This is a genomic window from Paenibacillus sp. HGH0039, assembly GCF_000411255.1.
GTDB lineage: Bacteria > Bacillota > Bacilli > Paenibacillales > NBRC-103111 > Paenibacillus_F.
On sequence record NZ_KE150412.1, the window covers coordinates 1,776,509 to 1,790,195 of the forward strand.

Below are 13,687 nucleotides of genomic sequence, written 5' to 3' on the forward strand. Positions count from 1 at the left end.
TCCGAGGCGCCCTTTTTGCGCGCAAACTAAAAAAGCTCTCAGCCCGGATAACATTCCGGACTAAGAGCCTGGCTTATTTACGGCCGAAATCGGCCTTGATTTCGCCCCACTTTTTAGTATCCCATTTGACGATTTTATTGGTATATGTGTTGGTGCGGACCCACTGGAGCGCGCGGTCTACCAAGGTCCATATTTCTTCGGTCGAAGCGTCCCTGACCAGATTGGAAGCGACCTCTTTTTTGCGGAGCCAGCTGAGGGCCGTCATCGAATCCGTATAAATGGTCTTGCTGCTTCCCAGCTTCTGCAGATAGGCCAGAGCATGAACGATGGCGAGAAACTCCCCCATATTGTTCGTCCCTTTGGAAATCGGTCCCCTGTAGAAAATCACTTCGCCCGTCTTCGTATCCACGCCTTTGTATTCCACGATTCCGGGATTGCCGGAACAGCCCACATCGACGGAAATGCTGTCGTAATCCACCTCCGGAGGCGCCTCGGATTTCCCCGAAGCTCCCGCTCCCGCGGACTTTTTCTTCGCTCCGAAATCGAGCGACTTCTGCCAGCCGCGTTCGAAAGCGGCCCGCGCCTCGGCTTCCGTCGGATACGACTTGTATTTGGCCTGCGGGAACGCATCGGTCTGCTCCTTGCACTGGGCCCAAGTCGAATAAATTCCCGGGGTTCTGCCCACCCATACCACATAAAACTTTTTCTCGGCCATACTTCCCTTCCTTTCCATGCAAAGGGGTCGTTCCGGACAACGTGCGTATCTGTCCGATCCCCGGCCTATAGTTTATCACAAAATGACAGAGCTCCGCCCGTTCATAAAGCCTCCTTGCCGCTCTTCGTAAAGACCCTCTTTTCTTTTCCTTTTTTGACGCTTTCGACTTTTTCTACCTATTTATACACCTCTATCCAGACTCTTTTCGACAAGTTAAAATATTTTTTTCTGGCATGAGTATTTTTAACAAAACGGTTCATACTACCCATTACCGAAGGAGGTGATATCAATGGGTGCAGGACAATCCCGCAGCAGCAACACACTGGTTGTTCCACAAGCTAACCAAGCTTTGGACCAACTGAAATACGAAGTCGCTCAAGAGCTTGGTATTCAAATCCCTCAAGACGGCTACTACGGTTACATGGCTACTCGCGACACAGGCGCGATCGGTGGACACATCACTCGCAGACTGGTTCAAATCGCCGAGCAACAGCTGGCAGGCAAATTGGGACGTTAATCGTCTGATTCAAACATACTTAAGCACGACCAAAAAAGGTGGCCGAAATAGCCACCTTTTTGCTTGTTTTAAACGTATTTATCCGCGGATGAGGCTGGACATGTTATAGTTCGATTCGAACATGACGCTGGCATACAGCGTTTCTTTCTTTACCGTGAAATCAAACGTAATTTCCCCGTGCGTCCAATTCACTTTGTACTTCAGGGAATCCAGCGCCAGCTTCCGGAAAGCCTGCCACTGGGATTCCGCCAGACCCGTCCCGCTCTTCTGCACAACCCCGTCCCTTCCTTCGAGAGGATTATGCCGGACACCGAACTTTCCGACCGCATTGTTGCGGATCTGCAAAAAGACCGTTCCCGAGTTTAACTCGCTCAATTCCTGCCGAAGCTCGGTAAATACAATTTCAACCTGACGCACCAATGAAATCGGTTCAATAATCATCATTTTCCCCCTAATGTCCCTCTTAAAATGGTATGAATTTGTATGTTCTAGGTATGTAGCCACAGTATAATGTGTCTTTAGAGCTAATACAACAAAATTTTACATTACTTTTATTTTTTTCAACCCTTTTCCCGCCAAAATCCGCCTAATAGTCACATTTCCTATGATTTTTTCCTATGAAAATTGAGGAAATTTTTATCTTAGGTCCTATATTTCCATTTCTTTTCTAGGTCTTTTCACTCACCTTTTTTACGCGAAATAAAACTATAGACCCTTATAAAACACGGTGATATAATGGCGGCAGGAAATATGTTACATTTTGAATTTACTCTGTCTATAGGAGCGTTAAGTATGAAGAACTGGTCGTCTCTCTCCTTCAAAAGCAAGCTGCTGGCCGGCTGTTACGGCTTGATCGCCGTTTATTCCGCGGCGCTGCTTCTCCTTCTCCTGCTTCCGGGTTCCAACCGCTTGATCGGCTTTATTTTTCTCGCGGTTATGCTGGCTGCAAGTTTCCCTTTCGTTCGCTGGTTCGAGAGAGCGCTTACAGAACCTGTCGAAGACCTTACTCGCGCGGCTCTCAACATCTCCAAAGGCGACTTCTCCCGCAAGGTGGATGCGGCAACGGACGATGCCTTGGGCGATCTCGGACGTTCCTTCAACAGCATGATCGACAAGCTGCGCGGCATTTTGGGCGAAACCGGAGCCATCACGAGACAAGTCGCCGATACGAGCCAAAGCATCTATTCCCAGAACTTGCAGCTCAAGGACGTTCTTCAGCAGGTGACGGTTTCCGCCCAGGAGCTTGCCTCGGGAGCCGGACAGATTTCGGAAGAAGTCTCCACCATTTCCGTCTCTACGAAAGATATCGAGCAGAAGGTTTCGAACTTTGCGGGGTCGACCAAAACGATGAATGCCCGTTCGGAGCAGATGCTGTCGCTCGTCGACAAAGGCCGTGAGGCTGTCGAAATACAGGGGCAGGGCATGAAAAGAAATGTCGAAGCCACCGCGCGCGTTTCCGACACGATTCGCACACTTGCGGAACAAACGGCAGGAATCTCCAAAATCACCAAGGCGATCTCGGAAATTGCCGAACAAACCAACCTATTGTCGCTGAACGCGTCAATAGAAGCGGCAAGAGCGGGGGAACAGGGACGGGGATTTGCCGTAGTTGCGCAGGAGGTGAGGAAGCTGGCCGAAGAAGCGACGACCCAGACGCGGGAAGTGTTCGGGCTGGTGACGGCCATCGAATCCGGCATTCGCCAGGCGCTGTCTCATATTGAAGTAAATGAGGAAGCCGTCGGCAGACAGACGGAGCTGATCCGGGATACCGAAGCCGTGTTCTCCGATATTTTTAACGCCGTCCGTTTTATTTCCGACCGGATCGGAGAATTTGCCGGAGAGAGCGACCATATGCTGGCAAGCGCACGTCAAATTTCCGCAACGATGGAGAACATCTCCGCCATTACCGAGCAGTCCGCTGCGGGAACGGAGGAAGTGTCCGCTTCGATGAACGAGCAGATCAGCGGCGTTCTCGAAATGGTGAGCCGGTGCGAACAAATGACACGTTCCGTCAAACAGTTGGAGCAGACGATACAAATATTTAAATTTTGAGTTAAAATAGAGATTTGGCCGAGCACAAAACCGGGCCTGGGATACAGCGGCGGTGTAATGACAGCAGCAAAAGTCATCTTGAGAAAGTTTCATTCCGGTCCGCCGGTGTGTTCATGTAAAAAGAACCTTCGCCTCCACAAATTGTGGATTTGAAGGTTCTTTTGGCTGTAATGAACGGTTTTACTTTACTTCACTTTGCCTTCCGTCAGGCGCATGAATTCGTTCACGTCTTCGATAACGGTATCGACCGCGCTCTGCCAGAAATCCGGCTGGGTCAGATCGACGCCGAGGTGCTTATGAGCCAGCTCTTCGACCGTCATGCTGCCGGTATCCCGGAGAAGCGCCGCGTATTTGTCCTCGAACGCGGTCCCTTCTTCGAGCGCACGCGCATAAATGCCCGCGCTGAACAGGAAACCGAACGTATACGGGAAGTTGTAGAACGGCACATCCGTCGCGTAAAAGTGCAGTTTCGCCGCCCAGAAATGAGGGTGATAAGCGCTGAGCGAATCGTTGAACGCTTCTTTCTGCGCCTGGACCATCAGCTCGCTGAGGCGGTCTGCGCTTACGAGACCTTTGCGGCGCTCGTCGTAGAAGTTGGTCTCGAAAATAAACCGGGCGTGAATGTTCATGAAGAACGCGACCGCGCGCTGAATTTTGTCTTCCAGCAGGACGATGCGCTCGTCGTCGCTGACAGCCGCTTTTACAGCCGCGTCGGACACGATCAGCTCCGCGAAGGTGGAAGCCGTCTCGGCCACGTTCATGGCGTATTCCTGGGCCAGCGCCGGCATATCATCCATCAGATACTGATGGAAGCCGTGGCCGAGCTCGTGAGCGAGCGTGGACAGGTTGTTCAGTGTTCCGCTGTAGGTCATGAAAATACGCGTCTGCTTCGCCAGCGGGAACGACGTACAGAAGCCGCCCGGACGCTTGCCTGCGCGGTCTTCCGCTTCGATCCAGCGGTTCTCGAACGCTTCCGCGGCATAATCCGCCAGACGCGGGCTAAAGTCGCGGAACTGGTCGACGATCAGCTTGGCGCCTTCGTCGTAGCCGACGGTCTTCGTTCCGCCTTCCAGAGGGGCGTCCACATCCGCCCACGCCAGCTTTTCAAGGCCCAGCAGCTGTGCTTTGCGGTTCAGATAATCGACGAGCACGCCCTTATTGCGGGTAATGACGTCCCACATCACATCGAGCGTCTGCTTGCTCATACGGTTGATTTCAAGCGGTTCTTTATGTACGGAATCCCAGCCGCGCTGTTTGTAAACCTGCAGCCTGAAGCCGGCGATATGGTTAAGAGCCTCCGCCGCAAAGTCGGCTTTCTCGGCCCATGCCTCTTCCCACTGGTTGAAAAGCTCGGTGCGCTTCGCAAGCTCCGGCGTATGCAGGCGGTTAAAGGCCTGGCCCGCCGACAGCTCCTGGCGCTCGCCGTTTTCTTCCACCACCATGCGGAACTGGCTCACCGTCGTGTTGTAAAGGTCGTTCCAGCCGTGATAGCCGTCAACGGCCAAGTCGCTGATCAGCGCTTCCTGCTCCGGCGGAAGCTTCTCTTTCGCCTGCGCTCTGCGCTCGTTCAGGGAAAACGCGATCTCGCGGAGACCTTCCTGCTCAAGCAGAGCGCTCCAGACGTCATCCGGCGTTCCCGTGATCACAGGGTCAAGACGGGTCAGGGATGCCAGGAAATCGGCATAGAGCGTTTTCACTTTACCGCCGAGCTGGACGGCTTTCTTATCCTTCTGATTATCGGCCGCGAGGCAGCCTACGAATGAATCCGCTTCACGAATCCGTTTTAAGATGCCCTGATACTGATCTATTAGCGCCTTAAAGTCAGCCGAATCGCCGGCGGTTTGAGGGGACGACGCTTTCTCGAGACTGGCGCGGAATGCGGCGATATCGCCGTCCAGGTCGTTCAGAAACGAGGCAAACTGGGGAGATTCGCTGCCGCCCGGGAAAAATACGTCCAGATCCCAAGTCTGATTCAACGGTGTATGCATGTGTAATCCACCTTTCCGATTAGAGGGTAAAGAGCAAATTGACCTACGGTAACATTAAACCATAAACCTCCTTCAAACAAAAGAAGGGTCTTCCGCCTTGTTGTGAGAGGACCCCTGATAGGATACAGTATGGAAGAGGGACCGTTTATTCACCCAATTGCTTCTTCCTAAGAAATATGCTATCAATAGATAAAAAGAACCATTTTTCCCGAAGAAAGGATAGGTCTAATGAAACCCTTGAACATTTCTCCGGACACGGCGGTGAAGCTTGCCAAGCACCTGGGCGTACCGCTCGAGCACCTGATGCACATGCCCCAGCATATTCTGCTGCAAAAGCTGGCCGAGCTCGCTTCGTCCAAGCCCGATGAGGATCCGGCACCGGATTCCGAAAGTGAAACGAAGTAAAATGATGCTTCCTTTTAGTCATACATGGCCTTATGAAACCGTTTTGAAAGATATTTATGTAGCCGAATGCCCGTTCTGCAGCCAATCTAACGTTCTCCTGCCTTTAAGGACTAAAGACTTACTTCCGATCCATGAAGGCAAGAAAAGACTTCTTGTGTTTCCCTGCTGCCGTGAGAAAGTGACGCTGGTGGACACGGACACGGATTATTTGCTTGCGGACCGGCCTTTCAGAAAACGGTAAGACGAGCCATCCATTGCAATAACGAGGAGTGGTTCCGCTTGAGTGAATATCTGGTTGCCCTCACCATTGCTTGTACCCTGGTCACCCTCAGCTATCTGGCGCTGAAAATACAGCGCATGCATTTTTTTGAAAATTATGAAAAAATAGCTTCACCCGTACTGACCGGCCTGGCCTGCATTTTGCTGATGCAGCAGCCGCTCTCGCTGGATACGGGCGCCGTAGACCTGCGCTACCTTCCCGTCGTCATGGCAGGGCTCCGCTACGGGCTCGGCAACGCCTTGTTCTCCACCCTGCTCCCCACGCTCTACTGTTTCTTGACGGCGGAAGATTCCATGTGGGTCATGCAAACGCTGCAGAGTCTGATTATCCCGGCTGTTCTCAGTTCGGGCTTTCATCGTTCGGAATTCAGGACCGGCAGCAAACCGATTCCGATCTGGGCCGGCTTGAAAATCAGCGTGCTCCTGTTCCTGACCCAAGTCGTCATTTACGCGGCCGTTCATACGGGAAGGCACGCCCTGAGCGAATCGTACCCGCTGTTGTTTATGTCCGTCGTGTCGGCTGTCTCCGTCTGCCTCCTGATCGGGATGAGCAACGACGAAAACGCCAAGTGGCTGACCCAGCGCAAGCTCGAGATGAAAGCAAGCCAGGATCTGCTTACGGGGCTCCCGAATCTGAGGAGCTTTTTTGAAATAGCGGGACGTACGCTCGGGTTCCGTGCGGTTTCCATTTTTATGATCGACATCGACAATTTCAAGCAATATAACGACTGCTGGGGCCACCTTCACGGGGATCAGCTTCTCCGGGAAACGGGACGCCTGCTCAAGAATGTGGTCGCAGAGCACGATTATATCGCCCGTTACGGGGGCGAAGAATTCATCCTTATGAGCACGGAGACCGATCCCGTCAAGCTGCGGGAGTATGCCGAGAAAATCCGGCTTGCCGTTGCGGCTTATCCGTTCGAGCATGCGGAAACGACGCCCGTCACCGTTTCGATCGGCATCTCTGCCGCCGCGGATGCAGCTGCGGATCTGCAGCTGCTGATCGATGAAGCGGACCGTGCCCTGTATATTTCCAAAAATACGGGTAAAAACAGGATTACCCTGTGCAGCGAATCTCCGGAGCCTGCGCTCCTGGAACAACAAAACGCTTATTGAAGTACCATGCGAAAGAGAGCATGCGTGTTTCAATAAGCGTTTTGAAATTTTAGGGGGCTAGAGGAGCATTCCTGCCGGACGTGTCCTTCCCCTTATTCCTGATTCACGAAATGATAGGCCGGCGCCTGCAATCTCGCAAGCAGAATCCCCGCCAAGTCATCGGGAATACCGATTTCCCGGGCAGCCTCGCGCATGCAGGACAGCCAGGCATCCGCCCTGTCTCTCGTAACGGGAAAAGGCATATGGCGCGCCCGCATCATCGGATGTCCGTGCTCCATCGTATAAAGCATGGGCCCTCCGAAAAATTGGGTGAGAAACTGTATTTGTTTCTCCATCACCGGACGGATATCTTCCGGAAATAGAGGACCGAGCAGCGGATTCTCCTGCACCTTCGGATAGAAGGCTTCCACCAGCCTGCGAAGGACAGGCTCCCCGCCCATGCGCTCGTACAGCGTTGACGTTGAATCATCGATATTCATGCTGAGGTCATCCTTTGGCAACTAAAATCGTCGGCGCAGAACAACCTGAGGACATCGGCGCTAAACAGACCTGACTGCTCGGCTCAATATCCTTCCAGATCGTCTTCCGCCGCATTTATAAGGGCTTCCCTTATCACGTAAACAAAAAAGCATACCAGCAGTCCAGAAATTACTCCAGCCATAAGTTTCACTCCCACGGTTACAGGATGAAAAACCAGGTTTAGTACCATTGTACCATACTTAAGTTCAACTTCCAGTGTTTTCGAAAAACTAAGTATACGCTTACAAAAACATGTTTCTCTCCCTGCGCACATATACGTTAGGGAGGAGGTGTACAAACCCCATGTCGAGACGTTCCGTCTTTACCCTTATTCCTTTGTGTGTCCTGATCATCGGTATCGCTGCGCTTATGGTTGCCTATCCCCGCGAAAGTCTCGCGGCTGCGGTTCACGGCGTCGCCATCTGGTGGGGCGTGCTCTTTCCCGCCTTATTCCCTTTCTTCGTTATTTCCGAGGTGCTTCTCGGATTCGGAATCGTCCACTTCTTCGGAATGATCTTCGATCCCATGATGCGTCCCGTTTTTCGCATACCCGGAATCGGCGGATTCGTGGTGGCCATGGGCTTCGCCTCCGGCTATCCGGTCGGAGCGAAGCTGACTTCGCAGCTCTGGAAGGACAGGCTCGTCAACCGGGAGGAAGGCGAGCGCCTTGTCGCCTTCACGACGAGCTCCGATCCCATCTTCCTCATCGGAGCCGTCTGCGTCGGCTTCTTCCATGACGCTTCCCTCGCCGCCGTGCTCGCGGCCGCCCATTACGGGGGCGCCCTGCTTGTCGGCTTTCTGATGCGGTTCCATGGAAGAGGGGCTCCTTCAACGCCCGCTCCGCGTGCTGCCGCAGGCAATCGTTCGTCCGTCTGGGCCCGCGCCTTCAAAGCGATGCACAAGGCACGTCTGGAAGACGGACGGCCTTTCGGCACTTTGCTGGCCCAAGGGGTTCGGAATTCGCTGAACCTGATTTTTCTGCTGGGCAGCCTCGTCGTTTTTTTCTCCGTCGTACTTGAAATGCTAACCCTGAGCGGTGTCATTCACATGCTCTCCGGGCTGCTGCGCATGTTCCTGAGCGTGCTTCAACTCCCCCCGACCCTCTCAGATGCGCTGATCGGAGGCACGTTCGAAGTTACGCTCGGCGCCAAAGCGGCAGGCAGCATGGGTGATTCGACCCTGCTCGTATTCAAGACAGCCGCGGCCGCCTTCATTCTTTCCTGGGGAGGGCTATCCGTTCATGCCCAGATCGTGAGCGTCCTGAGCCAGACGAACATGCGTTACGCGCCATTTTTGACGGCCCGCATTCTGCATAGTTTACTCGCTTCGCTGCTTGTGTTTGTGCTGTGGAAACCGATGCGGCCCATCGGGGTTCTTCTGGAGAATACCCTGCCTGCCGGAAAATTCGGAACGGACGGCGGTACCGGGTGGCTGACGCTTTTTCCGCTCGCTTTCGTTGTCTTCGCCGGTTCCCTGTTCATTTTATTCTCGCTTTATCTTCTTCACTCCTTCCTGAAACGAACTGTTTGAAAGAATATTCTGTCAATTCATCTTATGAATCGGCCTTGCAAAAAGTGAACGGTCAGCCGAAGCCTCGGCAGCCTCGCCGCATCGTATGAAGCCTCAGCCTTCGGCGCGAAAACGGCGAATTATGGGCGTCCGGGCAAATAAGCATCCCCGCCGCTGCTCTTTCCAGTAAAGCTTTACAGGGTCTAAGCATTGTGTTATCGGCCGTAATTGATTATTATGAGAAAAGAAGGTTCGTTATGAATGAGTGTACCTAATCTGGATGCCGCCGCACGGAACCATGGTGATAATGATGAATTGGACGTATGCGCTGACCCAACATATTCTCGTACCGAAAACGGAATGCAAGCTGATCATTGTCGGAGAAACCGCCGATGGTCAGCCCTTTTGCTTGGAAACCCGCGTGTTTTTGCGGGAAGCCGGCTTGGACTTTTTTTCGGTGCATGTATATTTTGACCTCGCCAATCCGCTTGATAAGCTGGAGCAGATTTCTTTTATCGAATTCTCCTTCCAGGATCAGGGGATCAATTACTATTCTTTTGTCGATCTTGTACAGCTTGACCCGGGAGTCTCCTCTTGCGTGCTGAAGCTCGTCTCTCCGCAGGAGCTGTACTCCTATCAGAACCGCAGGCACTGCAGGAAGCCTCTGCCTCCGCACACGAACGCCACGTGCCGTGTGATCGGAGCCCGGCAGCGTTCCGCCGAGGAAACGCCCGCCTTTGTAGGGCAGCTTCTGGAAATCAGCCGAAGCGGCACTTCTATGATCACTCCGCACAGGATGATCGAATCCCTAATGTTGGAATTATCCTTCCATTTGCCTGAAGTTGAAGCTCCGCTTCTCCTGACAGGCGAAGTTCGGAGCAGCACGCCCTTCAGCAGCGATTCTTATCGCGTCGGCATTGAATTTCATGACGTTCCGCTTTCGTCATTGAATCTCATTGATACCTATTGCGAACAAACATCTTCTTAGGAGGAACCGTGTTGAAATATTTCTTAGTGCAGCGTCAGGATGATGTATCCGCCGGACTGGCCCGCCGTTTTCACGAATTGGCCGGACAATACGGCATGGAGCTCGACGAACAGGAACCCGAGGTTGTTGTATCCATAGGCGGGGACGGCACCATGCTGATCGCCTTCCACCAATTTGCGGATAAGCTGGACCGTATTTCTTTTGTGGGCATTCATACCGGGCATCTCGGTTTTTTTGCCGACTGGAAACCCGATCAGCTCGATTACCTGGTAGAGCTTATGCATAACGGAGAAATCAATCAGGACATGCGCATTGTTCAATACCCTATTCTGGAAATTGAAATTCATTCTTCCCAAGGTGTAGAACAGCGCCTGGCTTTAAATGAATTCACGTTAAAAGGAATCGAGAACACGCTTGTCGCCCAAGTCGACATCAACGATGAAATGTTCGAGATGTTCCGCGGAGACGGCATTTGCGTGTCCACTCCATCGGGCAGCACCGCTTACAACAAAAGTTTGGGCGGCGCCATCGTGCATCCGTCTCTGGCCGCTATCCAGATTGCCGAGATTGCGTCCATCAACAACCGCGTCTACCGGACGCTCGGCTCGCCGATGCTGCTTCCGATGCATCACCACTGCGACATTTATCCCAAATCGAAGCACCCGGTTTACCTGGCGTTCGATTATCAATATGTGCAGCGCAGCGATGTGGAGTCGATCCGGTGCCGGGTGAGCCCGAACCTGAAGGTGAAATTCGCCCGCTACCGCCCGTTCCCGTTCTGGAACCGGGTCCGCGAAGCGTTCATCGGCCAAGAATTTCAATAATGTGTTTTACGGGTGCCCCAGACGGCTCCCGCAAATAGCGAACGGGACGTTCCCGGCAATCTTATGCTGCCGAGACGTCCCGTTTTTTTGTGCTGGGTTACGGGTTACGGGTTACGGGTTACGGGTTACGGGTTACGGGTTACGGTTGCGTACTCCCCTCACTCGGTTTTACCATGATCCGCAAGCCTGCCGGTTCCCTCTGACGCGATTTCACGCGACCGTTCTATAATCCCCGCCGGCATTCCCAGCTTTTGCGCGATCAGAAACGCATAGCTCCGGCCGGCCTCCCCTATACGCAGCCGGTAGAGAGGCTGAAGCGTTGCCGGGTCAAACTCCATCCGGGCATTCTCAAAGCCGTCCGCCGCTTCCGCGAAATTTTTGATTTCGTTAAAATGGGTCGTAACCGTAACCGTCGCTCCCCTTCTCTGAAGCTCCTCCAGTATGGCCACCGACAGAGCGACTCCTTCGCCCGGGTCGGTTCCCGTCGCCATTTCATCGATGAGGACCAGCGTCGACCGATCTGCCCTCTCTAAGATCTCCATCATGTTGCGGATATGAGCCGAAAACGTACTGAGGTTATTTTCAAGACTTTGACCGTCTCCGATGTCCACGGCTATTTGCGTAAATACCGCCAAGGTACTTCCTTCCGCAGCCGGCACGAGCAGACCGGATTGGGCCATTAGCGTCAGAAGCCCGACGGTTTTGAGCGTGAGCGTTTTCCCGCCCGTATTGGGGCCGGTTATGATCAGAGAATTGTAGGCTTCTCCGATGGCAAAATGCAGAGGCACCATCCGGTTTCCAAGCAGTGGATGCCGCGCGTCGCGGAGGTCGATTTTACCCTCCCCGCTTAATTTCACGTTCGTCCCTCCGATTTCCAGACCGTACTTCGCCTTTGCAAACAGAAAATCATAAATACCGACCTGCTCGACGTTTTTGCGAAAAGCATCCCTGTTCTCTTCCACCATGGCCGTCAGCCCGCTCAAAATTTTCATTTCTTCGTCGGCTTCCTCCCTTCGTAGAGAAGAAAGCTGGCTTTGAAGCTCCACGATCTCGTGAGGCTCCATATACACGGTTTGGCCGCTTGCCGACTCATCCAGTACCGATCCCTTTACCAGCTTCCGGTGTTCCTTCTTGATGGGCAACACATAGTGCCCTCCCCGCATGCTGATCAGGTTTTCCTGCATAACGGACCGGTATCTGTTAGCCAGAGAAGCCAGCTTACTCTTAAGCCGTTCTTCGGCGGTTGCCTTCTTTTTGCGGATTTTCAACAGCTCCTTGCTTGCCGTATCCAGGATCGCTCCGCTGCGGATACATCGTTCGATCTCTGCCTGCAGCGCGGGGAGGTCGTTCATTTCGGCTGTGTACATGTTTACGAGCGGAGCCGCTTGAGCATGAGACCTCATATAGCGAATAAGCTGGGTACAGCTGTAGAGAAACTGCGCGATATCGCAAAAATTCCGTTCGCTGAAAATATAGCCGGATCCAAGCAGATCCATAATGTCCCGTATGCCTTCCAGGGAGGGGATAGGAGCTCCGCGGCCTCGCTCCAGCAGCTTCTTGGCTTGCTCCGTCTCGTCGAGACGGCTTCGGATTTCCTCTTTACCGGTCATGGGCATCATACTCTCGACCCGCTCTTTTCCCAGATAGGAAATAGCATATTCCAGCAGGTGTTGTTTAATAAACTCGTAGTTCAACCGTTTTAACGTGTTTGGATTCATGGTCTTTCTCTCCTTTTAATGGGTAATAAAAAAAGACGAAGAATGAGCATGCTCATTCTCCGCCTCTTCAGAAACCGGCTTTTATGAGAGCTAACTAAAAAAACCGTGCTTTTAAGAAAGCACGGAATAAGCTCAAAGCCGGGTATGCACCTGGGGCGATGATTGATTTCCGCTGTTCTTAACTAATCCACTGGAATCCGGTACGCGCAACAAAATAAACATCGCCTTGAGCGACATTTAGCCTGCACGGTACGTAGTCGAACTCCGGTTATGGAATTGTTTAGTTAAGAACGGACACCGACATCAAAATTTCCCCTTTTGTAAGAAGTTACCTCTTAATTATAACCAGCGCTCCGATGGCAAGTCAATACGATATCCGCCCCCTCGAAAAAAAGCCCGCACCGATTCAACCTAAAATCCTGAGGGTAAGGATGTCTTGTAACATTATACTAACCTTATACAAGGAGGCGTTAACGATGACAGAACAAAATCATATGGTCGACAAAAACGGAACTTTGGATACAGGTAAAGTGAATGATGTCATGAATCGCATGGATACGGGTGAGAAAGATCAGATTCTGAAAAACTTCGATGAGTTCAAATCTTACCTCGGAAGCCGCGTCCATCTGGGTGAAAGCCTCGGTCTGGGTGAAGAGCAGCTCGCCAAAACGGCCGAGAAAGTAGCAGGCTACCTGGCTGCTCACGAGGAACCCCGCAATGCGGAGGAAAATCTGCTCAGAGAGCTCTGGAATGTAGGCCGCGATGAAGAGCGTCATATGCTCGCTCACATGCTGGTCCGCCTGGCTCAAAAAGCGAACAAAGCAAACTGATTGTTGCCGGACATGCCCTTTGCCGGAAGGGCTCACATATAAAAACCCTCTGTTTGTCCTTATGCATAAATAAGGAGGAACAGAGGGTTTTGCTTTTGCTTGGTAATCTGAATTATTCGGAAGATTCCGGACCGGTTTGCGGAGCCGGAGTTTCGGCCGCTTGGGAAGGCTTAGGACGGTTGTTGTTCTGGTTGTTGTTCTGGTTGTTGTTCTGGTTGTTGTTCTGG

The 13,687-nt window shown here is 52.6% G+C and carries 13 protein-coding genes and 1 pseudogene; 9 read left to right on the forward strand and 5 right to left on the reverse strand.

Annotated features, from left to right (window positions below):
- Positions 1–73: 73 nt before the first annotated feature.
- Positions 74–715 (reverse strand): ribonuclease H, encoded by a 642-nt coding sequence (rnhA, locus tag HMPREF1207_RS07790; protein ID WP_009673095.1) that lies wholly within the window; start codon positions 713–715, stop codon positions 74–76.
- Positions 716–1,004: 289 nt separating this feature from the next.
- On the opposite strand from rnhA, the gene HMPREF1207_RS07795 reads away from it, so the two are divergent.
- Positions 1,005–1,232: an alpha/beta-type small acid-soluble spore protein gene (locus HMPREF1207_RS07795; RefSeq protein ID WP_009673104.1), complete on the forward strand. Its 228-nt coding sequence runs from the start codon at positions 1,005–1,007 to the stop codon at positions 1,230–1,232.
- 78 nt (positions 1,233–1,310) lie between these two features.
- On the opposite strand, the gene HMPREF1207_RS07800 is transcribed toward HMPREF1207_RS07795, so the two are convergent.
- Positions 1,311–1,673 (reverse strand): hypothetical protein, encoded by a 363-nt coding sequence (locus HMPREF1207_RS07800; RefSeq protein ID WP_009673102.1) that lies wholly within the window; start codon positions 1,671–1,673, stop codon positions 1,311–1,313.
- A 351-nt stretch (positions 1,674–2,024) separates the two neighbouring features.
- On the opposite strand from HMPREF1207_RS07800, the gene HMPREF1207_RS07805 reads away from it, so the two are divergent.
- Complete coding sequence (locus HMPREF1207_RS07805; RefSeq protein ID WP_009673111.1) at positions 2,025–3,284, forward strand: methyl-accepting chemotaxis protein; 1,260 nt, start codon at positions 2,025–2,027, stop codon at positions 3,282–3,284.
- Positions 3,285–3,469: 185 nt separating this feature from the next.
- Here the strand turns inward: HMPREF1207_RS07805 and HMPREF1207_RS07810 are convergent, their stop codons facing one another.
- Positions 3,470–5,272 (reverse strand): M3 family oligoendopeptidase, encoded by a 1,803-nt coding sequence (locus tag HMPREF1207_RS07810; protein ID WP_009673121.1) that lies wholly within the window; start codon positions 5,270–5,272, stop codon positions 3,470–3,472.
- 228 nt (positions 5,273–5,500) lie between these two features.
- Here HMPREF1207_RS07810 and HMPREF1207_RS28645 point away from each other — a divergent pair, with 228 nt between their 5' ends.
- Genes HMPREF1207_RS28645 through HMPREF1207_RS07820 form a run of 3 tightly spaced genes read left to right on the forward strand, consistent with a single transcriptional unit; the run spans position 5,501 to position 7,072 of the window.
- Complete coding sequence (locus HMPREF1207_RS28645) at positions 5,501–5,677, forward strand: YycC family protein (RefSeq protein WP_009673101.1); 177 nt, start codon at positions 5,501–5,503, stop codon at positions 5,675–5,677.
- Positions 5,678–5,681: 4 nt separating this feature from the next.
- Positions 5,682–5,918 carry a hypothetical protein gene (locus HMPREF1207_RS30170; protein ID WP_231392066.1) on the forward strand — a complete coding sequence of 79 codons (237 nt, stop codon included), beginning with the start codon at positions 5,682–5,684 and terminating at the stop codon, positions 5,916–5,918.
- A 38-nt stretch (positions 5,919–5,956) separates the two neighbouring features.
- Positions 5,957–7,072, forward strand: coding sequence for a GGDEF domain-containing protein (locus tag HMPREF1207_RS07820; RefSeq protein WP_009673180.1), 1,116 nt, complete (start codon positions 5,957–5,959; stop codon positions 7,070–7,072).
- Between the two features lie 92 nt (positions 7,073–7,164).
- Here HMPREF1207_RS07820 and HMPREF1207_RS07825 read toward each other — a convergent pair whose 3' ends face one another.
- Positions 7,165–7,551: a globin domain-containing protein gene (locus tag HMPREF1207_RS07825; RefSeq protein WP_009673166.1), complete on the reverse strand. Its 387-nt coding sequence runs from the start codon at positions 7,549–7,551 to the stop codon at positions 7,165–7,167.
- Between the two features lie 343 nt (positions 7,552–7,894).
- Here HMPREF1207_RS07825 and ylbJ point away from each other — a divergent pair, with 343 nt between their 5' ends.
- From ylbJ to HMPREF1207_RS07840, 3 genes are all read left to right on the forward strand, one after another.
- Complete coding sequence (ylbJ, locus tag HMPREF1207_RS07830; protein WP_009673114.1) at positions 7,895–9,121, forward strand: sporulation integral membrane protein YlbJ; 1,227 nt, start codon at positions 7,895–7,897, stop codon at positions 9,119–9,121.
- Positions 9,122–9,407: 286 nt separating this feature from the next.
- Positions 9,408–10,088 carry a PilZ domain-containing protein gene (locus HMPREF1207_RS07835; RefSeq protein ID WP_009673177.1) on the forward strand — a complete coding sequence of 227 codons (681 nt, stop codon included), beginning with the start codon at positions 9,408–9,410 and terminating at the stop codon, positions 10,086–10,088.
- 11 nt (positions 10,089–10,099) lie between these two features.
- Positions 10,100–10,912, forward strand: coding sequence for an NAD kinase (locus tag HMPREF1207_RS07840; protein ID WP_016423562.1), 813 nt, complete (start codon positions 10,100–10,102; stop codon positions 10,910–10,912).
- A 194-nt stretch (positions 10,913–11,106) separates the two neighbouring features.
- Here HMPREF1207_RS07840 and HMPREF1207_RS07845 read toward each other — a convergent pair.
- Positions 11,107–12,630: pseudogene (locus HMPREF1207_RS07845) on the reverse strand (endonuclease MutS2); the annotation flags it as partial.
- A 476-nt stretch (positions 12,631–13,106) separates the two neighbouring features.
- Between HMPREF1207_RS07845 and HMPREF1207_RS07850 the strand changes: the two are divergent.
- The gene (locus HMPREF1207_RS07850) at positions 13,107–13,460 is read left to right on the forward strand and encodes a DUF3243 domain-containing protein (protein WP_009673132.1); all 354 of its coding nucleotides are present in this window, start codon (positions 13,107–13,109) and stop codon (positions 13,458–13,460) included.
- Positions 13,461–13,687 lie beyond the last annotated feature (227 nt).